This is a genomic window from Streptococcus devriesei DSM 19639 (assembly GCF_000423725.1).
Taxonomy (GTDB): domain Bacteria; phylum Bacillota; class Bacilli; order Lactobacillales; family Streptococcaceae; genus Streptococcus; species Streptococcus devriesei.
Window position 1 is genome coordinate 142641 of the sequence record NZ_KE384084.1, and the last position, 26492, is coordinate 169132.

Genomic DNA, 26492 nt, shown 5'->3' on the forward strand with positions numbered 1-26492 from the left:
AAATAATAAGGGAGATACATGGAATCTGTAGAACACTTTATTGAAAAGTTTGTGCCTGAAAATTATAATATTTTTCTAGACATTAACCGGCAGCAAAGAACTTTCTCCGGTAACGTAGCTATCAACGGAGAAGCGCTTGACAATGTGATTTCGCTGCATCAGAAAAATTTGACGATCAGCTCTGTTCTTTTGGATAATACTGAGTTGGTTTACGAACTGGACAATGATCATGAGGCTGTTCATATTGAACTCCCTGAAACCGGCAGCATGACTCTGGTTTTGGAATTTGCAGGTAAGATTACAGATAATATGACGGGCATCTATCCTTCTTATTATACTGTTAATGGGGTTAAAAAGGAGATTGTTTCAACGCAGTTTGAAAGTCACTTTGCCCGTGAAGCTTTTCCGAGTATTGACGAGCCGGAAGCAAAAGCGACCTTTGATTTGGCACTGAAATTTGATCAGGAAGAGGGCGATATCGCCCTCTCTAATATGCCCGAAATTAATATCAGCCGCCGTGAAGAAACAGGTGTTTGGACCTTTGATACAACTCCAAGAATGTCTTCTTATCTTTTAGCTTTTGCTGTCGGCAGTCTTCATGGGAAAAAGGCCCGCACAAAGAATGGTACGGAAGTAGGTGTTTTTGCGACTGAGGCTCAAAACAGTGACTCAGTTGATTTTGCCTTGGACATTGCTGTTCGTGTTATTGATTTTTATGAAGGCTATTTTGGCGTTCAGTATCCAATTCCGCAGTCCTATCATCTGGCTCTTCCGGATTTTTCCGCCGGTGCTATGGAAAACTGGGGACTGATTACCTACCGGGAAGTCTATCTCTTAGTTGATGATAATTCAACAGCAAGCAGCCGTCAGCAGGTAGCGCTTGTGATTGCCCATGAGTTGGCTCACCAATGGTTCGGTAACTTAGTTACCATGAGATGGTGGGATGATCTTTGGCTTAATGAAAGCTTCGCCAACATGATGGAATACGTTGCGGTTGATGCTATTGAACCCGACTGGAATATTTTTGAGGACTTCCAGACAAGCGGTGTTCCGCATGCTCTTAAGCGGGATGCGACAGATGGTGTTCAGTCTGTGCATGTCACTGTTAAACATCCGGATGAGATTAATACCATTTTTGATGCAGCTATCGTTTATGCCAAGGGGAGCCGTTTGATGCACATGCTTCGCCGCTGGCTTGGGGATAAAGATTTTGCCGCGGGCTTGAGGAGCTATTTTGAAAAATATCAATATGCCAACACTGTCGGCCGCGATCTTTGGAATGCACTGTCAGCTGCTTCCGGCAAGGATGTTGCCAGCTTTATGGATGCTTGGTTAGAGCAGCCGGGCTATCCTTTAGTAACATTGACCGTCCAAGATGACAAACTTCGTATTTCGCAAAAGCAATTTTTCATTGGCGATTATGAAGAAGCCGGACGTCTTTGGCCAATTCCGCTTAACAGCAATTGGTCCGGTCTGCCTGATACCTTAGAAGAAGAAGCTATTGAAATTCCTAACTTTACGCAGCTGCTTGCTGACAATAAGGATAAAGGGCCTTTGCGCTTGAATACAGGCAACACTGCTCACTATATCAGTAATTATGACGGTCAGCTGTTAGAGGCTGTTCTGGCGGATTTTGACCGACTTGATCACACTTCCAAACTTCAGATTATCCAAGAGCGCCGATTGCTGGCAGAGAGCGGTCAGATTTCTTACGCTGAACTGGTGGCGCTTTTGTCAAGCTTGTCAGCTGAAACTTCTTATATGGTCATGTCGGCAAGCCATCAGTTGGTGGCCGGTATCGAAAGATTCTTAGAAGAAGGCAGCCAAATCGAAGCAGATTTTAAATCCTTAGTTCGTGATGTTTATCAGGCCAATTATCAGCGTCTTGGTTTTGAGAAGTCAGATCAGGAGAGCGATGAGGATGAGATGGTTCGTCAGATTGTTTTGGCTAATATGATTTATGCCGATGATCCTGACGCCAATGAAAAAGCGCAGGCGCTTTTTGAAAGGCACAAAGGCAACATCGAATCTATCCCGGCTGCAGTCCGGCTCGCTGTCTTGACCAATCAAATCAAGCATGCTGAAACTGATGATCTGGTAACACTTTATTTGGATACTTATGTGCTGACCAACGACGGGAATTTCCGCAGACAGTTAGCCGGTGCTTTGGCACAAACAAAATCACAAGCAACGCTTGAGAGGATTTTGAACGAGCTGAAAAATAAAGATGTCATTAAACCTCAGGATCTGTCGCTTTGGTACAGGCTTTTCCTCAGTGAACCTTTTACTCAGGAAGCGTTCTGGACATGGGCGCGCAGCAACTGGGAGTGGATTAAAGATACGCTTGGCGGCGATATGAGTTTTGACAGCTTTGTCATTATTCCGGCCAATATTTTTAAAACCAATCAACGTTTAGAAGAATATAAAGCTTTCTTTGAACCGCAGTTGGATAATTTGGCGATCAGCCGGAACATTACGATGGGAATCAAGGAAATCTCAGCCAGAACAGCTTTGATTGAAAGAGAAAAAGCTGCTGTTTGGCAGGCTGTTACAGGTCATTTTTGAGGGGCTGAGAAACTTGAAAATAAGATCAGCTAAAACAGATTTTATTGGCTCATTGTCAACTGTAGTGGATGGTTTATTTTAATGTATTGAGAAGACCAAGTTGGTTTTCTCTTTTTTGATACTCAGAGTGATGAGAATCATAAAATTTTCTAAAGCTAAGGACTTTTTTATATCCTTGATGAAACTGCTGATTGCCTTTGATTTAGCCTTAGAACGAGTCTATTTTCAATTATTTTTAATTTGTTTTCGATATCTGAGAAAGACCTTAAGATGTCTTCAGTAAAATCAAAGAATTGGACTTTTGAAAAAGTACTGAGAATAAAGTTATATGCTTGAGGAAAAATAGAAAGTATGGTAGGATGAGACAAAAGCGGGAAGATAAAAATGATATTGAATATGAAACCAAGCGTTAAAACGCTAGAAGGCAAGCACGATTTTTAAAAATAAAATATTCATAATGATCTTTGCTGTGTCCCAGCTGTACTACTGCAGAGTTATTCTTCTAGGAGGTTGCTATGAGTAAAAGTAGGCTATTTACATCTATATTTATCCTATTAATTGATATATTTTTGTTAATTTGGGGATTGAAAAATAGCAATGCTATATTAGTAATTGCTGGAATAATAGGCTTAGGGATTTTTATTTCTTATTTTAGGAAGGAGTAGCAATATGAAAATGAAACGAAATATCTTTGGTTTTATGGTCGTCTTATTATACAGTATGATTTGTTTTATCATTGCAAATACCACATATGCAGATACATATAATATTGATGGTTATACAGTATCACAAAATAATAACATTATTTCTGTTACTGATAGTCAAACAGGATTATCAGCTTATTTAGACATTACTACAGGAACACTGACTGATATTGATGGTACTGTGTCTAATGTTGAAGTTAATAATAGTCATGATTATATTCCAGATGTTTCTAATGGAAATTCATATTCCAGAGCAACTGCCGGTTTTCGCCGAGGAGCATGGAATTATGTTGCATCCACGACGTATAATTTAGGATATGTTCAGTCTGTACAAGCTGCCATGCTTAAAATTATGGCTCTTGTTGCCGGCCCAGCAAAACCATTTATAAATGCTGCAGGTGCAGGTTTAGGATTAGCTGCGGCGGTTAATAAAAATGTAACTGTAAAACTTAGTCAGTATTACGATCCGGCTCAACCTACAAAAATAAAAGAAGTTGTTGTTACTTATGCTAATGGCAAGCAAATTGGTTCAACTTCTTACGTACGTAATATTTATTAGTTTTAAAATCCCTTTGCTTAATAATTATTTGAAAGCTCTTTGTAAATCTTTGTAAAACTGGGACACTTTTTTAGATATTATAGAACTCAAAAGATTTGGTCCTGTATCAGTCAGGACTGAGTCTTTTTTATTCTTTGAATGACACTACTCAGTGGTAATCTTTCTGCAAAGATATTTTTTACTTTCTCCGTAATGTAATGTATCTGCTGTCTCAATAGAACTATTCGTAAATCTTCATTGAGTTTTTCCAAACAGTCGTATTTTTTCAATACTATTCATCATTAAGCCTCTTTTAAGAATGGTAGGTTAAACTGAGATTATTCTGAAAGAAAGAAGAGGTTTATCGATGGAAAAAGTATTTACTAACCCCATTTTTCTCTCACTGGCGGCAAAATCTGCCTTAACTGTATTGATTGCAGCTCTTGCTAAAGGCTGATTTAAAGGAGCGTCCTCTTTCCGGAAATAACTAGTCGAAAACTTCTAAGTCATGCTATAATAGAAAGGAAGAAAAGGAGCCGGAACATGATAAAAATATTATTAGTAGAAGATGATTTAAGTCTGTCAAATTCTATCTTTGACTTTCTAGACGATTTTGCTGACGTTATGCAGGTTTTTGATGGGGAAGAAGGCCTTTATGAAGCCGAAAGCGGCGTTTACGATTTGATTTTATTGGATTTGATGCTGCCTGAAAAAAGCGGCTTTCAGGTTTTGAAGGAATTGCGTGAAAAAGGGATTACCACACCTGTCTTGATTATGACGGCTAAAGAAGGGCTGGATGATAAGGGGCATGGCTTTGAATTGGGAGCTGATGACTATCTGACAAAGCCTTTTTATCTGGAAGAGCTGAAAATGCGCATTCAGGCTCTTCTCAAGCGCTCAGGAAAATTCACCGATAAAAACCTTGTATACGGTGACTTAACGGTAGATACATCTACTAATACGACCAAAGTAAACGGTAAGGAAGTTGAACTGCTTGGCAAGGAGTTTGATTTGCTGGTTTATTTCCTGCAGAATCAAAATGTTATTTTGCCTAAATCACAGATTTTTGATCGAATCTGGGGCTTTGACAGTGACACGACTATTTCTGTCGTTGAAGTCTATGTGTCTAAAATCAGAAAAAAACTCAAAGATACTCAGTTTGGAAAAAATTTGCAGACATTGCGCAGTGTAGGATATATTTTGAAGGATGCTAATTAAATTAAGACAAAAAAACAGGCATGGCGAAAATGCCTCCTTTTTCAGCCATTTCTTCGGTGTATTTACGGGAATATTCTTGGTGATGACTGTCATTATTATACAGGTCATGCGCTTTGGTATTTATTCTTCCGTTGATGACAGTCTCAAAAAGGCGACGAAAAATATTGATGATTATGTCAATATGGCCATGGTCAGAAATACTATGGTTAGTGATGCCATGGACGAAGACAGCGAAGGATCCCCCTTTAAAATCAAGCCGGATGGCCAAATGGCTGCCAATACAGATACGATTCTTTATGATAAAAAACATAATGTTGTCAATAATATCAATGCTTTTTCACCCTTATACCGTATTCATCCCAAACTGCACAATTTAGGCGCTATTGCTGAGCAAAGAGCCAAGAATATCTATGGTCAAACAGAAAAATACAGAACCGTAACAGTTAAAGTGGATAATGCTTTTTACCCTCAGGTAAAATTTGCAACGATTGTGATTAACACAACTCAGCTGGAGGAAGCCAATCAGCGCTATGTGACGATTATTATCAGCGTTATGATTGTCTTTTGGCTGATTTCGGTTATTGCCAGTGTCTATTTGGCTAAGTGGAGCCGCAGACCTATTTTAGAGAATTACGAAAAGCAGAAATCTTTCGTGGAAAATGCCAGCCATGAACTGCGGACACCGCTGGCAGTCTTGCAAAATCGCTTGGAAAGCTTGTTTAGAAAGCCTGAAGCTACTATTTTAGAATCGTCAGAATCCATCGCTTCCAGTTTGGAAGAAGTCAGAAATATGAGGATGCTGACAACTAATCTCCTTAATCTGGCGCGCCGTGATGATGGCATTGAGCCTGAAATAACGGAGGTCAACCCCAGCTTTTTTGATGATACCTTTAAAAACTATGCGATGATTGCACAGGAAAGCGGAAAAACCCTGCATATTACAAATAAGGTCAGCCGTCAGATTAAAACTGATAAAACCCTGCTCAAACAATTGATGACCATTCTTTTTGACAATGCGGTCAAATACACGGATCAAGATGGAGAAATTTGGATCGATGTTAAAACAACAGATCGCAGCCTGATTTTATCGGTGGCTGACAACGGTCAAGGAATTTCGGATACGGATAAGAAGAGAATTTTCGATCGCTTTTACCGTGTTGATAAGGCCAGAACTCGGCAAAAGGGCGGTTTTGGTCTGGGCTTGTCTCTGGCTAAGCAGATTACCGATAGCTTAAAAGGCAGTATCATTGTCAAAGATAAGAAACCGCAGGGAGCTATTTTTGAAGTCCGTTTGGCAGCCAGTAAGTAAAAAGCAGATTCTGTACCCCCCATAACTATTAGGACAAAAAAATACCTCTGGAGTATTTCACTTTACCAAAAGGCTTCGGAGGTATTTTTTTGTACCGCAGATGCACTGCCAGTCGGATTTCCCAAAAAGAAAAAAGTCGGACTAGTCCGACTTTTTAGTTAGCTAACTGACGTGCAAGGCGTGCTTTATCGCGGCTTGCTTTGTTTTTATGAATCAAACCTTTTGATTTAGCTTTGTCGATGCTGGAAGAAGCAGCACGGAAAAGTTCTTCAGTTGGGTTTGCTTCAAAAGCTTTGACAGCAGAACGCATAGCTGATTTTTGAGCTGAATTGCGGCTGTTTTGCTTAACGTTGAGTTCAGCGCGTTTAATCGCTGATTTAATATTTGCCAATGTCTTTACCTCCAAATTATGATAACTACACTATTATATAGAAATTCTGAGCATTTGACAAGCCTTTATCACTTTTTCAGGTAAATTTCATCTATTTTATGGTCATTGGCCTTATGGAGAATCAACTCAGCGCGATTTCGCGTGGGCTCAATATACTTTTCCAGATTAACGAGGTTGATGTTTTTCCAAATTTCTCTGGCAAAATCAAGAGCTCCCTCTTTTCCCATCTTCAAGAAGCGGTGATAGTAGTTTTCTTCATCGTTCTCCGCCAAATCCAGCAAAGTTGAAAAGCGTTCAAGGTACCAATTTTCAATATGCCTGATGTCGGCATCTATATAGATTGAAAAATCAAAGTAATCGCTCATATAAAGACGGTTATTTAAAGGATTTTGAAAGACATTGATACCTTCCACAATCAGAAAATCAGGTGCAGTAAGGGTTTGGCTTTGGCCCGGCACAATATCATAGATTTCATGCGAGTAAACGGGAATCTCTGCAGTCTGCCCATTTTTCATGCTGTCCAGAAAGTTGAGCAGAAGCTCCATGTCATAACTCTCGGGAAAACCCTTGCGATTCAGCATATTTTTAGCAGAAAGAACGGCATTGGGGTATAAAAAACCATCAGTCGTAACCATCTCCACACTGGAGTTTTTAAATGTTCTTGCCAGTAAAAGCTGCAGGAGCCGGCTGGTAGTAGACTTGCCGACAGCAACAGAGCCAGAAACTCCGATAATAAAGGGACGGTTATTGAGATCTTTTTGCAGAAAAATACTTTTGGAAAAGCTGAGATTTTCTTGGGCTCTTTTATAGATTTTTATCAGACTGATTAAAGGCAGATAAATGTCGGTAACATCCTGAATACTGATTTGGTCATTGAGACTCTTAATGGAATTTAATTCTGTCACGTTCAAAGGCGGCTGTGATTTTTGGTGCAGACGCTGCCAGGTACGACGGGAAATTTTTTCAAAATTAATAAACTCGTTTGCCATGAAATCCTCCTTCGAAGAACATTATACCATATTGAATTGAAAACCGTTTCAAAGTATGCTAAAATTGATTAGCGTAAAACAGGAGTCAAAAATATTATGAATAATATGTACTATACAGAAAATCCTGACAGTAAGCATGAGTTAAAAGACATAAATGTCAATTTACTGGGACAAACCTTTCATTTTTTAACGGATTCAGGTGTTTTCAGCAAAAAAATGGTTGATTACGGCAGTCAGGTTCTTTTAAACAGTCTTGACTTTGAGAAAGAAAAGACCCTGCTTGATGTCGGCTGCGGCTACGGTCCCTTGGGTATTTCTCTGGCTAGGGTTTACAGTCTTGAAGTAACCATGGTTGATGTTAATAGGCGGGCACTGGATTTGGCTAAAATGAATGCTGAAAAAAATGGGGTCAAGGCCAGTATTTTTCAGTCAAATATCTATGAAAATGTTTCAGGGCTTTTCGATGCCATTATCAGCAATCCTCCCATCAGAGCCGGCAAAGAGGTTGTTCATGCCATCATTGAAGGCAGTATTGAGCATCTGAATACAGGCGGCAGCCTGACAATCGTCATTCAGAAAAAACAAGGAGCTCCCAGTGCTAAAGCAAAGATGGAGCAGGTTTTTGGCAATGCTGCTGTCTTAAAAAGAGACAAGGGCTATTATGTTCTTAGGAGTAAGAAAGAAAGGTAATAAAGACGAGAGAGGCAGGATGAATGTGACAGTCTTGTTCCGGGAAACAGAATTTCCCAAGAATGTCTGTATTCGGCTGTTTTCTAAGCGTTTTGGGTAGTTTAATGATAAGAGCAGTTGATTTAATTCAAAAAAAGCGAGACGGTCATGAATTGACAAGGCAGGAAATAAATTGGCTTATTGAGGCCTACACTGATGGGCGAGTGCCTGATTATCAGATGTCTGCCTTTGCCATGGCTGTTTATTTTAGAGGAATGACAACCAGAGAAACACATGATCTGACCATGGCCATGGTTCATTCGGGTGAGGAGATTGATTTGTCTGCCATTCCTGGTATAAAAGTAGATAAGCATTCAACCGGCGGTGTCGGTGACAAGGTGACTTTGATATTAGTACCGTTGGTAGCGAGCTTTGGGGTGCCTGTTGCTAAAATGAGCGGCCGCGGTCTCGGACATACCGGCGGAACACTTGATAAGCTGGAATCCATTAAGGGCTATCAGATTGAACTGGCTCAGGCAGATTTTATCCAACAGGTCCAAAAGGTTGGCTTGGCAGTTATCGGTCAGTCTGACAATCTGGTTAAAGCAGACAAGATGCTCTATGCCCTGCGCGATGTTACAGCGACGGTAGATATTATTCCTTTGATCGCCAGTTCCATCATGAGTAAAAAAATTGCTGCCGGAGCAGACCGTATTTTACTGGATGTGACTGTTGGCGACGGTGCTTTTATGAAGACCTTGGAAGATGCAGAAACCTTATCCAAAACCATGGTTGCTCTGGGGAAAGAAATGGGACGGCAAACAATTGCTGTCATCACTGACATGAGTCAGCCTCTAGGACAGGCTATCGGCAATCGTTTAGAAGTTCTGGAAGCTTTGCAGATCATGCAGGGACAGGGCCGCGAAGATCTGACAGATTTTATCTGCGAGCTGGCTCAGCTGATGTTGGAATTAGCTGGGAAACAAGCAAGTCTGACAGCTATTCGTGAACATTTAACAAACGGTCAGGCACTGAAGAAATTCGAAGAAATGGTTGTCAGCCAAGGAGGCGATTTAGCAGATTTGTACCGACCGTCATCAGCACCGGTTGTCACCGAAATTACTGCAGATGAGGAAGGCTATATCAAAGAGCTGCCGGCTTTAACATTTGGTCTTTTTGCCATGCGTCTGGGAGCCGGCCGAGCGGTTAAAACGGATCAACTGGATTATGAAACAGGAATTGTTTTTGAGAAAAAAGTTGGGGATCCTGTTCAAAAAGGAGATCGGATTGCAAGGGTTTACTCCAATGAAAAATTATCTGAAAACATGCTTACAGAATTCAAAAAAAATGTTAAAATAGATAAGGATGAATTGAGAGTAAATGAGATTTTAAGAATCATTACTTAATTATTAAGAAAGGGTAACATGGAAATCAATCAATATATTGACCACACTTTATTAAAACCAGAAAGTAGTCAGGCTCAGATTGACAAGCTCATTCAAGAAGCTAAGCACTATCATTTTGCCAGTGTCTGTGTAAATCCTACATGGGTTTCTCATGCGGCTGCGTCTCTCAAAGAAAGTGATGTTAAGGTTTGTACCGTCATCGGTTTTCCTTTGGGAGCAACGACCAGTGCTGTAAAAGCATTTGAAACAAAAGATGCCATTAGCAACGGTGCTGATGAAATTGACATGGTGATTAATATCGGGCAGGCAAAATCCGGAAACTTTGATTTTGTTGAAAAGGATATTCGAGCAGTTGTAGAAGCTAGCGCTGACAAGCTGGTTAAGGTTATTATCGAAGCCTGTCTTTTGACCGATGACGAAAAGGTTAAAGCCTGTCAGGCAGCTAAAGCAGCAGGAGCAGATTTTGTTAAGACTTCAACCGGCTTTTCTACAGGAGGAGCTACAGTAGAAGATGTTCGTCTCATGCGTCAGACAGTGGGACCTGAATTCGGTGTTAAGGCGGCTGGCGGAGCGCGGACTTTAAAAGACGCTCAAGCCTTCATCGAAGCAGGGGCAACACGAATTGGAACATCTGCGGGGATTGCGATTGTTGAAGGGAAAGAAGCAAAAGGTGGCTACTGATTTAGTATCTCTCGCTAAAAAAGCCAGCCAAAATGCCTATGTACCGTATTCACATTTTCCCATTGGTGCTGCGGTCAGAACCAAATCCGGCGATGTTTATCTGGGCTGCAATGTTGAAAATGCCAGTTTTGGGCTGACCAACTGCGGCGAACGGACGGCCATTTTCAAAGCTATTTCGGAAGGCCATCGCGATTTCGAAGAGATTGCTGTCTATGGTGAAACCGAGGAGCCGATATCTCCGTGCGGTGCCTGCCGTCAGGTCATGGCTGAATTTTTTGAGCCGACTGCTCGGGTTACTTTGATTGCTAAGGATGGTAAGACGGTCGTGATGACGGTCGATGAGTTATTGCCTTACTCGTTTACAGAGTTGAGGTAAAGCTGTTTTATTGGTCTGTTAAGCCTTTAGGTTTAATATTAATTTTTCGGCAACATTTGTTGTATATAAAACTTAGGAGGGTTCATCTTTATGAACAAGAAAATTGTTGGTTTAGGTTTAACTGCTGTAGCAGTATTAGGACTTGCAGCCTGCGGCAATCGCGCTGCTAAAAACAATGGCAAGGCCAAAACAGATTTAAAAGTTGCTATTGTAACTGATACTGGTGGTGTTGATGACAAGTCATTTAACCAATCAGCATGGGAAGGTTTACAGGCTTGGGGTAAAGACAAGGGCCTCAGCAAGGGAAATGGTTTTGATTATTTCCAATCAGCTAATGAATCTGATTACGCTACCAATCTTGATACAGCTTCATCAAGCGGCTATAAATTAATTTTTGGTATTGGATATGCTCTGCATGACGCTATTGAAAAAACAGCGGCTGATAATGAAGAAGTTAACTATGTTATCATCGATGACGTTATTGAAAACAAAGATAATGTTGCCAGCGTTACTTTTGCTGATAACGAAGCGGCTTACCTTGCAGGAATTGCTGCTGCTAAGACCACAAAAACGAAAAAAGTTGGTTTTGTAGGCGGTGTTAAATCAGAAGTTATCACCCGTTTTGAAAAAGGTTTTGAAGCCGGTGTTAAATCTGTAGATAAATCTATCCAAATTCAAGTCGATTATGCGGGATCATTTGGCGATGCGGCTAAAGGTAAAACAATTGCAGCTGCCCAATATGCCGGCGGTGCTGATGTTGTTTACCAAGCTGCGGGCGGTACAGGTGCAGGTGTCTTTAGTGAAGCTAAAGCTTTGAACGAGAAGAAAAATGAGTCTAAAAAAGTTTGGGTTATCGGAGTTGACCGTGACCAAGCTGCTGAAGGAAAATACACTTCTAAAGACGGTAAAAAATCTAACTTTGTCCTCGCATCTTCATTAAAAGAAGTTGGTAAGGCTGTTCAGCTGATTTCAAACAACACTGCGGATAAGAAATTCCCAGGCGGTAAAGTAACAACTTACGGACTTAAGGATAAAGGTGTTGACCTTGCGCCAACAAATCTATCTGACGATGCTAAAAAAGCTGTTGATGATGCCAAGAAACAAATCGTTTCAGGCGACATCAAAGTTCCAGAAAAATAAGGGTTTAAGGGCGACCTCAGCCGGTCGCCTTTTTAACACTGAGATCTTTGTATCTCAGTAGAGATTAGGACAGAATCGCTGTACGAGCGCGTCCTGCTCTCTACTGAAGTATAAAATTTCTGAAAGGAAAGTACTATGACGCAACATGTCATTGAAATGAGAGAAATTACCAAAAAATTTGGTGATTTTGTTGCTAATGATCATATCAATCTCAATCTTAGAAAAGGTGAGATTCATGCTCTGCTTGGTGAAAATGGTGCTGGGAAATCAACCTTGATGAACATGCTTGCCGGTTTGCTTGAACCGACCAGCGGTGAGATTGCAATCAACGGTAAGACTGTTAAGATTGATTCTCCATCTAAATCAGCCCAGTTAGGTATCGGGATGGTGCATCAGCATTTTATGCTGGTTGAGGCCTTTACAGTGACTGAAAATATTATTTTAGGAAATGAAATTCTTAAAAATGGTATTTTAGATTTAAAAAAAGCTGGTCAGGAAATCAAAGATTTGTCTGAAAAATACGGCTTGGCTGTTGATCCGGATGCTAAGATTGCTGATATTTCTGTTGGAGCTCAGCAGCGGGTTGAAATTTTAAAGACCCTTTACCGCGGTGCCGATATTCTTATCTTTGATGAGCCGACTGCTGTTTTGACGCCCTCTGAAATTCAGGAATTGATGAGCATCATGAAGGGTCTTGTCAAAGAAGGAAAATCAATTATCCTGATTACGCATAAATTGGATGAAATTCGTTCGGTTGCTGACCGTGTGACTGTTATCAGACGCGGTAAAAGTATCGAAACTGTTGACGTGGCAGGGGCAACATCCGAGGATTTGGCTGAAATGATGGTTGGCCGCTCAGTCTCTTTTACAACTGAAAAAACAGCTGCCAATCCTAAAGAAGTCACACTGGCTATTAAGGATTTGGAGGTCAATGAGAATCGCGGTATTCCTGCTGTTAAAGGACTTTCTTTAGATGTTAGAGCTGGTGAAATCGTCGGTATTGCCGGCATTGATGGCAATGGGCAAAGTGAATTAATTCAGGCGATTACAGGTCTGCGCAAAATTAAATCAGGAACCATCACCATTAAAGGTCAGGACGTGACCAAACTTTCGGCCCGCAAGATTACAGAATTAAGTGTGGGACATGTTCCTGAGGACAGGCACCGCGACGGCTTGATTCTTGAGCTGACGCTGGCAGAAAATATGGCTCTGCAGACTTACTATAAACAGCCTTTGAGCAAAAATGGTGTTTTAAATTATCATAAGATTAATGAACACGGACGTCAGCTGATGGAAGAATTTGATGTCCGCGGCGCCAGCGAACTTGTTCCGGCTAAGGGCCTGTCAGGCGGTAATCAGCAAAAAGCTATTATTGCCCGCGAAGTTGACCGCGATCCGGATTTGCTGATTGTCAGCCAGCCCACCCGCGGTTTGGACGTAGGAGCTATTGAATATATTCATAAACGCCTAATGGCAGAGCGTGATAAGGGGAAAGCTGTGCTGCTGGTTAGTTTTGAGTTGGATGAAATTCTTAATCTGTCTGATCGTATCGCTGTTATTCACGATGGTAAAATTCAAGGCATTGTAAGGCCGGAAACCACTAATAAACAAGAACTGGGAATTTTAATGGCCGGCGGAAGTATTGAAAAGGAGGAAGCAAATGTCTAAAAAAACACAACAAATTGTCGTTCCTCTGATTTCGGTTGTCTTGGGAATTATACTGGGAGCCATTATCATGCTGATTTTTGGCTATGATCCGGTATGGGCTTATGAAGGACTCTTTCAAAAGTCTTTCGGCAGCTTGAAGGATATCGGAGAAATATTCCGTGCAATGAGTCCGTTGATTTTAATTGCACTCGGTTTTGCGGTGGCCAGCCGCGCCGGTTTCTTCAATATCGGTCTGTCAGGTCAGGCTTATGCCGGCTGGATAGCTGCTGGTTGGTTTGCTTTGGCAAATCCTAGCTTACCTCGTCCTATCATGATTGTTATGACTGTTCTTATCGGAGCAGCAGCAGGGGGTGTTGTGGGTGCTATCCCGGGATTTTTACGAGCCTATCTTGGTACCAGTGAAGTTATCGTTACCATTATGATGAACTATATTGTGCTCTATATTGGCAATGCTATCATTCAGGATGGTTTTTCTAAGAGTGTCATGCGGAATTCTGACTCCAGTATCTATGTGGGTAAAAACGCCAGCTATCAGACTGATTGGCTGCGGGCGCTGACTGATAATTCTCGGATGAATATCGGCTTTTTCCTAGCACTCATTGCCATCTTGGTTGTTTGGTATTTGCTCAACAAGACAACACTCGGTTTTGAAATTCGCTCGGTCGGTCTTAACCCGCATGCCAGTGAATATGCAGGGATGTCAGCTAAAAGAACCATTGTTCTGTCTATGATTATCTCAGGAGCTCTGGCAGGGCTTGGAGGTGTTGTTGAAGGACTGGGAACTTTCGGCAATGTCTATGTACAGAATACGTCTCTTGCGATCGGTTTTGACGGAATGGCGGTCAGCCTGCTGGCTTCCAATTCTCCGATTGGTATTTTGCTTTCAGCCTTCTTGTTTGGAGCGCTCAGTGTCGGGGCACCAGGTATGAGTATCAGCGATGCAACCCATGTCGGAACGCCGCCTGAATTGATAAAAGTGGTGACCGCCCTGATTATCTTCTTTGTCGGTGCTCACTATGTTATCGAACGTTATATTAAACCTAAAAAACAAGTGAAAGGCGGTCAGTAAAATGAGTTTAGAAAGTATTTTAGCTCTTTTAGTATCATCGATGCTGGTTTATGCGACGCCTCTCATCTTTACCAGTATAGGCGGTGTCTTTTCTGAAAGATCCGGTGTTGTTAACGTAGGACTTGAAGGTATCATGGTTATGGGTGCTTTCGCCGGAATTGTCTTTAATTTAGAGTTTGCTGAGTCTTTCGGCAGGGCAACACCTTGGATTGCAGCTCTGGTCGGCGGAGCAGTCGGTCTGCTATTTTCCTTGATTCATGCTGCAGCTACGATCAATTTTCGGGCAGATCACATTGTTTCCGGTACTGTTCTTAATCTTTTAGCCCCATCTTTAGCAGTTTTCTTTGTTAAATCCATGTACAATAAGGGACAGACAGATAATATCCATCAATCCTTTGGGAAGTTCGATTTCCCGGTCTTGTCTGACATTCCTTTTATCGGGCCGATTTTCTTTGAAGGAACCAGCTTAGTTGCTTACATTGCGATTCTCTTTTCCGTTTTGGCTTGGTTTATCCTGACTAAAACAAGATTCGGCCTGCGTCTGCGTTCAGTCGGTGAACATCCTCAGGCTGCAGATACTTTGGGGATAAATGTTTACCTGATGCGCTATTGGGGCGTTATGATTTCAGGATTTTTAGGAGGAATAGGAGGAGCGATTTACGCTCAGTCTATTTCGGTTAACTTTGCCGGAACAACCATTTTAGGGCCAGGGTTTATTGCGCTGGCAGCCATGATTTTTGGCAAGTGGAATCCGATAGGAGCTATGCTGTCAAGCCTGTTTTTCGGTCTGTCTCAAAGTTTGGCCGTTATTGGCAATCAGCTGCCTTTCCTGTCAAACATTCCGACAGTTTACCTGCAGATTGCACCTTATGTATTAACTATCTTAGTATTGGCTGTTTTCTTTGGACAGGCAGTTGCCCCCAAAGCAGATGGTGTCAATTATATCAAGTCAAAATAAGACCTTTCAATCACCCATGCAAATGGGTGATTTTTTCGTGAAGAAATGAGCATATTCATTGTAAGCGTTTCAATATCATGTTATACTAGTGGAGTAATTAAATTAGATTATGATGAAAAGAGGATTTTCTTATGAGTAAAATCGTTGTTGTTGGTGCTAACCATGCCGGTACATCTAGTGTTAATACCATTTTAGATAATTACGGCAGTGAAAACGAAGTTGTTGTTTTCGACCAAAATTCTAATATTTCTTTCTTAGGATGCGGAATGGCTCTTTGGATTGGTAAGCAAATATCAGGGCCTCAAGGGCTTTTCTATGCAGACAAAGAGATGCTGGAATCAAAGGGTGCAAAAGTTTACATGGAGTCACCGGTAACAGCTATAGATTACGATGCTAAAACAGTTACTGCCTTGGTTAACGGCAAGGAGCATGTAGAAAACTACGATAAACTCATCTTAGCAACAGGTTCAATACCAATTTTACCGCCTATCGAAGGAGCAGCGATTAAAGAAGACAGCCGCGAATTTGTAGCGACACTTGAAAATCTGCAGTTTGTTAAACTTTATCAAAATGCTGAAGACGTCATTAATAAATTGCAAGACAAGAGTAAAAATCTCAACCGTGTTGCGGTTGTCGGTGCCGGCTATATTGGTGTCGAGCTGGCTGAAGCCTTTAAGCGTCTCGGTAAGGAAGTTACTTTAATTGATGTCGTTGATACTTGTCTGGCTGGTTATTATGACCGCGACCTTTCGGATATGATGCGTCAAAATCTGGAAGATCACGGAATTGAATTGGCCTTCGGTGAAACCGTCAAAGCTATCGAAGGTGAAGGCAAGGTAGAGCGTATTGTGACCGATAAAGCTAGCCGTGATGTTGATATGGTTATCTTAGCCGTAGGATTCCGTCCTAATACTGCATTGGGCAATGGCAAGCTGGAAACTTTCCGCAACGGTGCCTTCCTTGTTAATAAAAAACAAGAGACCAGCCTGCCTGATGTTTACGCTGTTGGTGATTGCGCTACGGTTTACGACAATGCAATCAATGATACTAACTATATTGCTTTGGCATCAAATGCCCTGCGTTCAGGCATTGTAGCGGGTCACAATGCGGCTGGCCACGAATTAGAATCCCTTGGAGTACAGGGTTCAAATGGTATTTCTATCTTTGGACTGAATATGGTATCAACCGGATTGACGGCTGAAAAAGCGAAACGCTTTGGTTACAACCCAGAAGTAACAGAATTTACTGATAGTCAAAAAGCAACTTTTATCGAACACGATAACTATCCGGTTACTCTTAAGATTGTCTATGATAAGGACAGCCGCCTTATTCTCGGTGCCCAAATGGCCTCTAAAGAAGATATGTCAATGGGAATTCATATGTTTTCACTGGCTATTCAGGAAAAGGTCACTATCGATCGCTTAGCCCTGTTAGATTTCTTCTTCCTGCCTCATTTCAACCAGCCTTATAACTACATTACAAAGGCAGCACTTAATGCTAAATAAGTTTAAGCTGAGATTATATCTCAGCTCAGACTGAAGAGAAAGTCTATTTTCTCAAAAAGTAATATTTTGTTATGATACTTTCCTTAGGTAGCACGGACGGTAGCGACTTCCTTTGGAATTCCATACCTAGATTTTGAGCCTAGGTCTCAAAATCTCCGAGAGGCAGAAACTCAATGTTTCTGCCTCTTTTGCTACATTGGAAAGTATCGGGGGAGGTTTTGATCGTTTCTATATTATTTTACAAAATAGAAAAGTAATACTATTCTATGATGAAATTTTAGAGAGAATTTAGTTTTGGGAGTTTGTCTACAACCTGAGCTGAGATTATATCTCAGCTTTTTTTGATTGAGTTTTATAAGGAAATGAGGAGTATTTCTTTCTTTCCTGCCAGAAAAGTTTTTCTGCTATTGGCATTGTCGCTTAGGGGTCAATAGTATATAATAAAAGGAGCAAAGGAGGTTCTCAGAATGGATGGACAGCGATTAAAAGAAGACAATAAACTGCAAACAAGAAAAGACGAAACGCAGGAAGAAGTTCTAAAAAATAAAATTTCTAGGCTCAGGGCTGCTTTAGAGCTGGAAAAGGATCCCAATCTGAAAAAAGAGATTCTTCTCTTGCTTGAGGAATATGAAGCATCTTACAAGGCCTTAATTCAGAAAAAGCGTTTTTTGAAATACCTGCTGTTTGCAGCTGCTGCCATAGCTATCATCATCGCTGTTTTATTCTTTATGTTTTTAAAGGATAGCTCAAGGTCCAGTACATCATCATCTCAAGTTCATCATTTTCGTGAATCCACTGCATCATCAGAAAAAGATAAAACCGAAAAAACGACTGCAGCAGAATCGTCTGACAAAAAGAAGAGTAAGTCAACGAATTTGAATGCTTTTCCGAGAACTTTGCTCGGTACTTGGTCAGGCTATCTTAGCTATGCACAAGAGGACATGAGTATGACCTTTACAGAGGACAATATCGTTAAAACTACTGTAGGTTCAAATACTTATACGAGCCGTATTGACAGTTTGGAAAAGGTCGGTACTAATACTTATCTCTATCATCTTTCCCCAAATTCAGAACCGACTGCCCTTGCTCCGGGAGCTCAGATTGGAGGAGCCAGAATCAAATATGCTTACGGCATCTATCTTGGGGAAGATTATATTGTTCCTATTGTCTGGCAAGCAAGTGAAAATGCTGACTTCGATTATTCTAAGCCTTTAGAAAACAATCAGCCGGATTATCGCTTAACAAAGGGGAATGCTTCGCAAAATTCATCTAAAGCGACAAGAAAAAAGGACAGCCAAGTAGATACCAAGAATCTAACAACTCAGCAAGTTGAGGACTGGGTTATCGCGCATTATCTTGACAGTAACAAAGATAATCGTTTTACAAAGGCAGACTTTATCATCGAAAGCTGGAAAGCACAGACAGACGGACTGGTTTATGCTATTGTCCGAGAAAATCATGATACCGATGCCATGAAAGAAGCGGGAGCAGATCCCAATGTTAATCCGGCCGTTGCTCATTATCGTATTAATGCAAATGGTGAGCTGGAAAAATTATCCGGTGCTGATAATTGGACAGTTGTCAGCAGGACCTATTACACTGACTAGAAATCAAACATTGCAAAAAAGACAGGCCCAAGGCCTGCCTTTTTTATCATAAGGTATGGAGGTTGATTGCTTAGTTGCGGGCTGCAGCTGCGAATTCTTCATTTGAGAAGGCTTCGTCAATGATTGCTTTCAGCTGTTTAGCAGAAGCTTGCATTTTTTGCAGTTCAGCATCGTTCAGAGGAATGTTTACCGGACGAACGATACCATGTGCACCGACGATCGCAGGCTGTCCGATGAAGACGTCTTCAACACCTTCATATTGACCTGATTGGAATACTGACAGCGGAAGCACTGCATTTTCATCATCAAGAATAGCTTTAGTGATACGAGCAAGGGCTACGGCGATACCGTAGAAAGTAGCGCCCTTTTTGTTGATGATAGAATAGGCAGCATCACGAACGGATACAAACAGTTTGACAAGACCTTCAGCATCAATATCACGGTTATCTTGCAGCCATTGTTCTAATTTAACACCAGCTACATTGGCATGAGACCAAACGGCGAATTCTGAGTCACCGTGTTCACCCATGATATAAGCATGGACTGAACGAGCATCAACGCCGATTCTTTCAGCAAGTGCTTGACGGAAACGAGCAGTATCAAGAGATGTACCAGAACCGATGACACGTTCTTTAGGGAAGCCGGAGAATTTCCATGTTGAGTAAGTCAAGATGTCAACTGGATTGGCAGCAACCAAGAAGATTCCCTTAAAGCCTGATTCAACTACTTGTGTAACGATAGATTTGTTGATAGCAAGGTTTTTGCCGACAAGGTCAAGACGAGTTTCACCCGGTTTTTGAGGCGCACCTGCAGTAATGACAACAAGATCAGCATCTGCACAGTCTTCGTATTTAGCAGCGTAAATTTTCTTTGGTGAAGTGAAGGCAAGTGCATGGCTAAGGTCAAGAGCGTCTCCGACAGCTTTTTCAAACAGCTGAGGAATTTCAATAATTCCGAGTTCTTGAGCGATTCCTTGGTTAACAAGAGCGAAGGCGTAAGATGAACCTACAGCACCGTCACCGACAAGGATGACTTTTTTATGTTGTTTAGTTGCAGTCATGTTCTAAACATCTCCTTAATAATTTATTAGGTGTATACTTTATACGAATTTATTCTAACACTTTTAGTTAAAAAAGTCACTAATATTTTCCCCAGCTCTGGGAAAACTATAGTAGAATAGCTGAAAATGAGCATTTTTTGTGATATAATATAAGGGAGTTTTAGACTAGAAATGGGGCATTTTTTAATGCAAGATAGAAATTTAGTAGATGTTAATTTAACGAGTGAAATGAAAACGAGTTTTATTGACTATGCTATGAGTGTTATTGTTTCTCGTGCTCTGCCTGATGTCCGCGACGGTTTGAAACCAGTTCACCGCCGCATTTTATACGGAATGAACGAACTGGGTGTCACACCGGACAAACCGCATAAAAAATCGGCACGTATTACTGGTGATGTCATGGGTAAATATCACCCGCACGGAGACTCATCCATTTATGAGGCTATGGTCCGTATGGCTCAGTGGTGGTCTTACCGCCACATGCTGGTTGACGGTCACGGAAACTTTGGTTCTATGGACGGAGACGGGGCTGCCGCACAGCGTTATACAGAAGCGCGCATGAGCAAGATTGCGCTTGAAATGCTGCGCGACATTAATAAAAATACCGTTGATTTTGCAGATAACTATGACGGCAGTGAGCGCGAACCCTTGGTTCTGCCAGCTCGTTTCCCTAATTTACTGGTAAATGGGGCAACCGGTATTGCGGTTGGTATGGCAACTAATATTCCGCCTCATAATTTGGGAGAAACCATTGATGCTGTCAAATTAGTCATGGACAAACCTGACGTGACGACACGCGACTTGATGGAAGTTTTGCCCGGACCGGATTTTCCGACAGGGGCACTTGTCATGGGCAAATCAGGCATTCACCGCGCTTATGATACCGGTAAAGGTACCATTGTCCTGCGGGCTCGCACTGAAATTGAGACGACCAAGTCCGGACGAGAACGCATTGTTGTGACGGAATTTCCTTATATGGTCAATAAGACCAAGGTGCATGAACATATCGTCCGTCTGGCACAGGAGAAACGTGTTGAAGGGATTACGGCTGTTCGTGACGAATCGAGCCGTGAAGGAGTGCGCTTTATCATTGAGGTTCGCCGGGATGCCAGCGCCAGCGTTATTTTGAACAATCTGTTTAAGCTGACAAGCCTGCAGACAAACTTTAGTTTTAACATGCTGGCCATTGAAAATGGTGTGCCAAAGATTCTGTCTTTGAGACAGATTTTAGATAATTATATCGCCCACCAAAAGGAAGTGATTGTCAGACGGACAGAGTTTGACAAGGCCAAAGCTGAGAGCCGCGCACATATTTTAGAAGGCTTACTCATTGCGCTTGATCATCTGGATGAGGTCATTCAGATTATTCGCAGCAGTGAAACCGATACTATTGCACAGGCAGAATTGATGAGCCGCTTTGACTTATCAGAACGGCAAAGTCAGGCTATTCTCGATATGCGTCTGCGCCGTCTGACCGGTTTGGAAAGAGATAAAATCCAGTCAGAATATAACGAATTATTAGCTTTAATTGCTGATTTGGCAGATATTTTGGCAAAACCAGAACGGATCGTTGCTATTATCAAAGAAGAGCTGGATGACATCAAGCGGAAATTTGCGGATGACCGCCGGACAGAACTCATGGTCGGTGAAGTCTTGACGCTGGAAGATGAGGATCTGATTGAAGAAGAAGATGTTTTGATTACCTTGTCTAATAAGGGTTACATCAAGCGTCTGGGACAAGACGAATTCCGCGCCCAAAAGCGTGGCGGCCGCGGGATTCAGGGAACCGGTGTCAATGATGATGATTTTGTCCGTGAACTGGTTTCAACCAGCACCCATGATTCTATGCTCTTCTTTACTAATCAAGGCAGGGTTTACCGCCTGAAAGGCTATGAAATCCCTGAATACGGCCGCACTGCTAAAGGACTGCCGGTCGTTAATCTGCTGAAATTGGATGAGGGAGAGACGATTCAGACGATTATCAATGTCAAAGCTGATGATTTCCATGATAAGTACCTCTTTTTCACAACCAAACAGGGACTTGTCAAACGGACCAGCGTTTCTGCCTTTGGCAATATCCGCCAAAACGGACTCAAGGCTCTAAACCTGCGCGACGGAGATGAACTCATCAATGTGCTTTTGACAGATGGCACAAACGATATTATTATCGGAACTCGTCAAGGCTATTCCGTTCGTTTCAATGAGACAGCTGTTCGCAACATGGGACGTTCAGCAACAGGTGTTAAAGGTGTTAATCTGCGTGAAGAGGACCTTGTTATCGGTGCTGCCCATATCACTGAAAATCAAGATGTTTTAACCATTACGGAAAAAGGGTACGGCAAGCAAACCCCTGCTGATCAGTATCCGACTAAAGGCCGCGGCGGCAAGGGAATTAAAACAGCCAATATCACCGCTAAAAACGGTCCTCTTGCAGGCTTAGTAACTGTTAATGGCGATGAGGATATTATGGTTATTACGGATACCGGTGTGATTATCCGTACAAGTGTTGCCAATATTTCTCAAACAGGCCGTTCAGCTATGGGTGTCAAGGTCATGCGCTTGGATAAGCAGGCAAAAATTGTTACCTTTGCATTGGTAAAACCAGAAGCAGCAGAAGAGCCGGCTTCAAATGGTGATGAAAATGAGTAGAAAGTCAATGAATAACATGCGTAAACCTAAGAAAAAGCGACATTTTCTTCGAAGCTTTTTCTTCATTCTCCTGTTAGTGATTGGTTTGGCTTTAATCTTTAATAAACCAATTAGAAACAGCCTGATTGCTTGGAATACCAATCGATATCAGGTCAGCAAGGTCAGCAAGGAAGATATCAAAAAAAATAAAAAGGCTGATTCTTCCTTTGATTTTAAAAAAGTTAAATCGATCAGTACTGAGTCAGTTTTGGCAGCTCAAATGGCAGCGCAAAAACTGCCTGTTATCGGCGGTATTGCAATTCCGGAGTTGAAAATCAATCTGCCGATTTTTAAAGGCTTAGACAATGTTGGCCTGACTTATGGTGCCGGCACAATGAAAGAAAATCAAGCCATGGGGCAAAATAATTATGCCCTAGCCAGTCATCATGTTTTTGGAATGACAGGGTCTTCACAGATGCTGTTTTCGCCCTTAGAACGTGCAGAAAACGGCATGAAAATTTATCTCACGGATAAAAATAAAATTTACACCTATATCATCGATGAGGTAAAAACGGTCAGTCCTGAGCATGTTGAGGTGGTAGATGATAAACCCGGTCAGACTGAAATTACACTGGTGACCTGTACGGATGCCGGAGCGACAGCCAGAACGATTGTTCACGGCAGCTATCAAGGAGAAACTGATTTCAAAAAAGCTCCTAAGAAAGTCAAAAAAGCCTTTCGCCGATCTTATAATCAAATCTCACTCTAATGGTCAATCAGCTTTGCAATCAATAAAAACAAATACTTTGAAAGGACTGAGCAAAACTGCTTTCAGTCCTTTTTTCTGTTATAATGTGCATAAGGCAATAATTAAAGGAAGGTCAACTAATGAAATTAACTGCTATTCACCATGTTGCTTTTATCGTCTCAGACTACGATAAATCTTATGATTTTTATGTCCATAAACTGGGATTTGAAGTCATTCGGGAAAATCACAGGCCTGAACGCCACGATTATAAATTAGATTTGAAGTGCGGCAATGTAGAGTTGGAAATTTTTGGTAATAAAGTGAGCGATCCCTATTACAGTGCGCCTCCCGCTCGTGTCAGCCGACCAAGAGAAGCTTGCGGCCTGCGCCATCTCGCCTTTCGTGTAGCCGATGTGGAAGCTGTCAGACAAGAGCTGCTTGATTTGGGAATAGAAGTTGAGGAACTGCGCTATGATGATTATACCGGTAAGAAGATGGCTTTTTTCTTTGACCCTGATGGCTTGCCTTTAGAATTGCATGAGTAAGGCACTGTTGACTTTTTCTTTTGCGAAAAGATCGGAAAATGCTATAATGAAGCTCTGAGATTTGAAATAAGAAACGATTAACGAGAGAGGTATTATATGACATTGCGAAAATTATTGACTTGCGGAGCACTTTTTGTGATTTCCTTGATGAGTTTGACTTTGGTTGCTGCCGACAGTTCGAGTTCTGTTCAAAAGGTGATTGACGAAACTTACGTTCAGCCGGACTATGTCATGGGGTATTCTTTGAGTGAAGAGCAGCGCAGCCAGACCTTGAATCTGCTGGGCTACAATGCTGATACAGACACTAATGTCAAAACACTTGATACCAGCAGCTATGCTAAGATTATGAATGTGGCGGATGATTCCAGCCTACAGTTGTACTCATCTGTTAAAATCCAAAAATTAGGAGATAAAGAAACGCTGGATGTGAAAATCGTAACTCCCCAAAACATTACCAAGGTCACTCAGGATATGTACCGCAATGCTGCAGTAACACTTGGCATTGAACATGCTAAGATTACAGTCGCTGCACCTATTGCAGTGACAGGAGAATCAGCTTTGGCCGGTATTTATTATTCACTTGAAGAAAACGGAGCAAGTGTTTCTGAAGAAAGCAAGAACTTAGCACAAGAAGAGCTGGGTGCCCTTTCTGACATCAATGAGCAAAATCAAGGCAAGAAAGGCTACGATGCAAACAAACTCAATGTTGCTCTGACCGATATTAAATCGGCAGTAGCAGATGCAGGGGACAGTCTGACTAAAGATCAGGTTCAAAAAATTGTCGAAGATACCTTGGATAATTATGGGCTGAAGTCTTCGATGACAGAAAATCAAATCACCTTGATTGTTAACTTTGCATTTAATCTGTCAAAAAGCAAGGTGATTCACAATGATGGCTTTAAATCGACACTTAATTCCTTAAAGGACAGTATTGTAGCTAAGGCCAAGTCTACGTTTAAAGGATTTGATCTGAATTTTGATGCTAATAAGGCGATCGAATCCGGCAAGGGATTCTTTGCCAGAATTTGGCAGTGGCTGGTTGACACCTTTAACGGACTGTTTTCATAAAGCGTAGCTGAGCTTTTTAAAGGCAGCTGGCATCTCTTTAATAGTTTGAACAAATGAGCTGAGCCGGATATGGGCTTGGCTTTTTTAGCGGCTTAATGAGGAAATGATGTTTATTGAAATTTTCTGAAAATCCTCTTGACAGCTTTAAATTCAGTGTTATAATAATTGTATAGCAGATTCTGAAAAATCTGACAATTTATAAAAAAATAAGGAGAAAAGTTTATGGTGGAAAACACTGAGGAACAATCAACAACCTGGAGAGAAAAATTTCAGGCTTTCGGTCCCGGAATCCTCATGGCTGCAGCGGCAGTCGGAGGGTCGCATATTGTCTCTTCGACACAGGCAGGAGCTATTTATGGCTGGCAGCTGGCCATTATTATTCTTTTGGTCAATTTATTTAAATACCCGTTTTTTAGATTTGGATCACAGTATACGCTGCAAAATAACAAAAGCCTGATTGAAGGCTATAAGGAAAAAGGATCTTTTTACCTCTGGGTATTTTTCATTATGAATATTTTTTCAGCTGTTGTTAATACGGCTGCGGTAGGTATTTTAGCGGCTGCTATCTTATATAATATTTTTCCGCATGGATTTGGTCTGAGCATTTCGCAGCTGACAACAATTTTGATTGTGGTTACCTGGGCCATGCTCTTGATTGGCGGCTATAAATTTCTTGACAGCCTGTCGAAGTTTGTCATGATTTCCCTGACTTTGGCGACGACCTTGGCGGTTATTATTGCTGTTTTCAAACACAGAGAGCTGGCTCCTGATTTTCATGCACCTTCACCGTGGCAATTAAGCGCCCTGCCTTTTATTGTTTCGCTAATGGGCTGGATGCCGGCACCTATTGAAATATCGGCGATTAACTCCATGTGGACGGTTGAAAAACGCCGGACAACTAAAGTGACCTATAAAGATGGTTTGCTGGACTTTAACGTGGGCTACATCGGAACGGCTATTCTTGCCTTCATCTTCTTGGCTTTGGGAGCTTTGATTCAGTTTGGCTCCGGAGAACCGGTCAAAAGTGCCAGTGCAGCCTACATCGCCCAATTTATCAGCATGTATGCCTATGCTATCGGAAACTGGTCGCGGCTCTTGATTGCCTTTATCGCCTTTTTGTGTATTTTTGGTACGACTATTACCGTTATTGACGGCTATTCCCGTGCTAATAATGAAAGTCTCCGTCTTCTTTTCAATAAAAAAGAGTCCAGCCAAAAACAATTAAACATTTGGATAACAGCGACTTCTATTGTCGGAATTCTCATTGTTCTCTTATTTGCAGGTGATGTTGCTACACTGATGCGTTTTGCCATGATTGCTTCTTTCCTGACAACGCCGATTTATGCTTATTTGAACTTTTCTCTGGTTAATGGTAAGGAACACAAGCTATCACCGTGGCTGTCAGGCTTGTCTGTTGCTGGGATTATTTACCTGTCCGGCTTCGCTCTCTTCTTCCTTGCCTATATTACAGGCCTTATCGGCTGATAGAAGACTGGTAAAATGATGTGCTGTAAAGACTGATTTGGAGCAATTCATAAGAAAACAGCAGACTGGAATGAAAATTTCCAGTCTTTTGTAATGGCTAAATATCACCATGACTTGGATTGAATTTTCCAAAATAGGTATCTAAAATTGGCTGTCCGTTTTATT

Annotated in this window: 22 protein-coding genes; 19 read left to right on the top strand and 3 right to left on the bottom strand. The window is 41.5% G+C overall.

Features of this window, described 5'->3' with window-relative positions; all coding sequences use genetic code 11:
* Positions 1-18 precede the first annotated feature (18 nt).
* The 4 genes from G573_RS0106800 to G573_RS0106825 all read left to right on the top strand — a co-directional run bounded on the left by G573_RS0106800 (position 19) and on the right by G573_RS0106825 (position 6334).
* Positions 19-2565 (top strand): M1 family metallopeptidase, encoded by a 2547-nt coding sequence (locus G573_RS0106800; protein ID WP_027976007.1) that lies wholly within the window; start codon positions 19-21, stop codon positions 2563-2565.
* Positions 2566-3234: 669 nt separating this feature from the next.
* Positions 3235-3828: a hypothetical protein gene (locus G573_RS0106810; protein ID WP_027976008.1), complete on the top strand. Its 594-nt coding sequence runs from the start codon at positions 3235-3237 to the stop codon at positions 3826-3828.
* Positions 3829-4350: 522 nt separating this feature from the next.
* Positions 4351-5025: a three-component system response regulator CiaR gene (gene ciaR / locus G573_RS0106820; protein ID WP_027976009.1), complete on the top strand. Its 675-nt coding sequence runs from the start codon at positions 4351-4353 to the stop codon at positions 5023-5025.
* Positions 5015-6334: a sensor histidine kinase gene (locus G573_RS0106825; protein ID WP_027976010.1), complete on the top strand. Its 1320-nt coding sequence runs from the start codon at positions 5015-5017 to the stop codon at positions 6332-6334. The genes ciaR and G573_RS0106825 overlap by 11 nt, the downstream gene beginning before the upstream one ends.
* Positions 6335-6488: 154 nt before the next feature.
* Here the strand turns inward: G573_RS0106825 and rpsT are convergent, their stop codons facing one another.
* Together rpsT and coaA are read right to left on the bottom strand one after the other, a co-directional pair.
* On the bottom strand, positions 6489-6740 hold the full coding sequence (rpsT, locus tag G573_RS0106830; RefSeq protein WP_084522383.1) for a 30S ribosomal protein S20: 252 nt from the start codon (positions 6738-6740) through the stop codon (positions 6489-6491).
* A 53-nt stretch (positions 6741-6793) separates the two neighbouring features.
* Positions 6794-7714: a type I pantothenate kinase gene (coaA, locus tag G573_RS0106835; protein WP_027976012.1), complete on the bottom strand. Its 921-nt coding sequence runs from the start codon at positions 7712-7714 to the stop codon at positions 6794-6796.
* A 96-nt stretch (positions 7715-7810) separates the two neighbouring features.
* Between coaA and G573_RS0106840 the strand changes: the two genes are divergently transcribed.
* From G573_RS0106840 to G573_RS0106885, 10 genes are all read left to right on the top strand, one after another.
* Complete coding sequence (locus tag G573_RS0106840; protein WP_027976013.1) at positions 7811-8404, top strand: class I SAM-dependent methyltransferase; 594 nt, start codon at positions 7811-7813, stop codon at positions 8402-8404.
* Between the two features lie 107 nt (positions 8405-8511).
* Positions 8512-9789, top strand: coding sequence for a pyrimidine-nucleoside phosphorylase (locus tag G573_RS0106845; protein WP_027976014.1), 1278 nt, complete (start codon positions 8512-8514; stop codon positions 9787-9789).
* A gap of 18 nt (positions 9790-9807) precedes the next feature.
* Complete coding sequence (deoC, locus tag G573_RS0106850; protein WP_027976015.1) at positions 9808-10470, top strand: deoxyribose-phosphate aldolase; 663 nt, start codon at positions 9808-9810, stop codon at positions 10468-10470.
* Positions 10460-10846 (top strand): cytidine deaminase, encoded by a 387-nt coding sequence (locus tag G573_RS0106855; protein ID WP_027976016.1) that lies wholly within the window; start codon positions 10460-10462, stop codon positions 10844-10846. The genes deoC and G573_RS0106855 overlap by 11 nt, the downstream gene beginning before the upstream one ends.
* A 90-nt stretch (positions 10847-10936) precedes the next feature.
* Positions 10937-11986 (top strand): BMP family lipoprotein, encoded by a 1050-nt coding sequence (locus G573_RS0106860; RefSeq protein ID WP_027976017.1) that lies wholly within the window; start codon positions 10937-10939, stop codon positions 11984-11986.
* Between the two features lie 135 nt (positions 11987-12121).
* Complete coding sequence (locus G573_RS0106865; RefSeq protein ID WP_027976018.1) at positions 12122-13654, top strand: ABC transporter ATP-binding protein; 1533 nt, start codon at positions 12122-12124, stop codon at positions 13652-13654.
* A complete protein-coding gene (locus tag G573_RS0106870; RefSeq protein ID WP_027976019.1) occupies positions 13647-14723 on the top strand; it encodes an ABC transporter permease in 1077 nt (358 codons plus the stop codon). The genes G573_RS0106865 and G573_RS0106870 overlap by 8 nt, the downstream gene beginning before the upstream one ends.
* 1 nt (position 14724) lies before the next feature.
* Complete coding sequence (locus tag G573_RS0106875) at positions 14725-15681, top strand: ABC transporter permease (RefSeq protein ID WP_027976020.1); 957 nt, start codon at positions 14725-14727, stop codon at positions 15679-15681.
* A 131-nt stretch (positions 15682-15812) separates the two neighbouring features.
* Positions 15813-17186 (top strand): H2O-forming NADH oxidase, encoded by a 1374-nt coding sequence (nox, locus tag G573_RS0106880; RefSeq protein ID WP_027976021.1) that lies wholly within the window; start codon positions 15813-15815, stop codon positions 17184-17186.
* A gap of 467 nt (positions 17187-17653) precedes the next feature.
* The gene (locus G573_RS0106885; protein WP_027976022.1) at positions 17654-18793 is read left to right on the top strand and encodes a hypothetical protein; all 1140 of its coding nucleotides are present in this window, start codon (positions 17654-17656) and stop codon (positions 18791-18793) included.
* A gap of 70 nt (positions 18794-18863) precedes the next feature.
* Here the strand turns inward: G573_RS0106885 and G573_RS0106890 are convergent, their stop codons facing one another.
* The gene (locus tag G573_RS0106890) at positions 18864-19853 is read right to left on the bottom strand and encodes an L-lactate dehydrogenase (RefSeq protein WP_027976023.1); all 990 of its coding nucleotides are present in this window, start codon (positions 19851-19853) and stop codon (positions 18864-18866) included.
* A 186-nt stretch (positions 19854-20039) separates the two neighbouring features.
* On the opposite strand from G573_RS0106890, the gene gyrA reads away from it, so the two are divergent.
* From gyrA to G573_RS0106915, 5 genes are all read left to right on the top strand, one after another.
* Entirely contained in the window at positions 20040-22502 is a 2463-nt protein-coding gene (gene gyrA / locus G573_RS0106895) for a DNA gyrase subunit A (RefSeq protein ID WP_211218567.1), read from the top strand.
* A gap of 7 nt (positions 22503-22509) precedes the next feature.
* The gene (locus G573_RS0106900; protein WP_027976025.1) at positions 22510-23250 is read left to right on the top strand and encodes a class A sortase; all 741 of its coding nucleotides are present in this window, start codon (positions 22510-22512) and stop codon (positions 23248-23250) included.
* A 119-nt stretch (positions 23251-23369) separates the two neighbouring features.
* Complete coding sequence (gene gloA2 / locus G573_RS0106905) at positions 23370-23774, top strand: SMU1112c/YaeR family gloxylase I-like metalloprotein (RefSeq protein ID WP_027976026.1); 405 nt, start codon at positions 23370-23372, stop codon at positions 23772-23774.
* Between the two features lie 96 nt (positions 23775-23870).
* Positions 23871-24842 (top strand): DUF1002 domain-containing protein, encoded by a 972-nt coding sequence (locus tag G573_RS0106910; protein WP_027976027.1) that lies wholly within the window; start codon positions 23871-23873, stop codon positions 24840-24842.
* Positions 24843-25064: 222 nt separating this feature from the next.
* A complete protein-coding gene (locus tag G573_RS0106915; protein ID WP_027976028.1) occupies positions 25065-26327 on the top strand; it encodes an NRAMP family divalent metal transporter in 1263 nt (420 codons plus the stop codon).
* Positions 26328-26492: the final 165 nt, after the last annotated feature.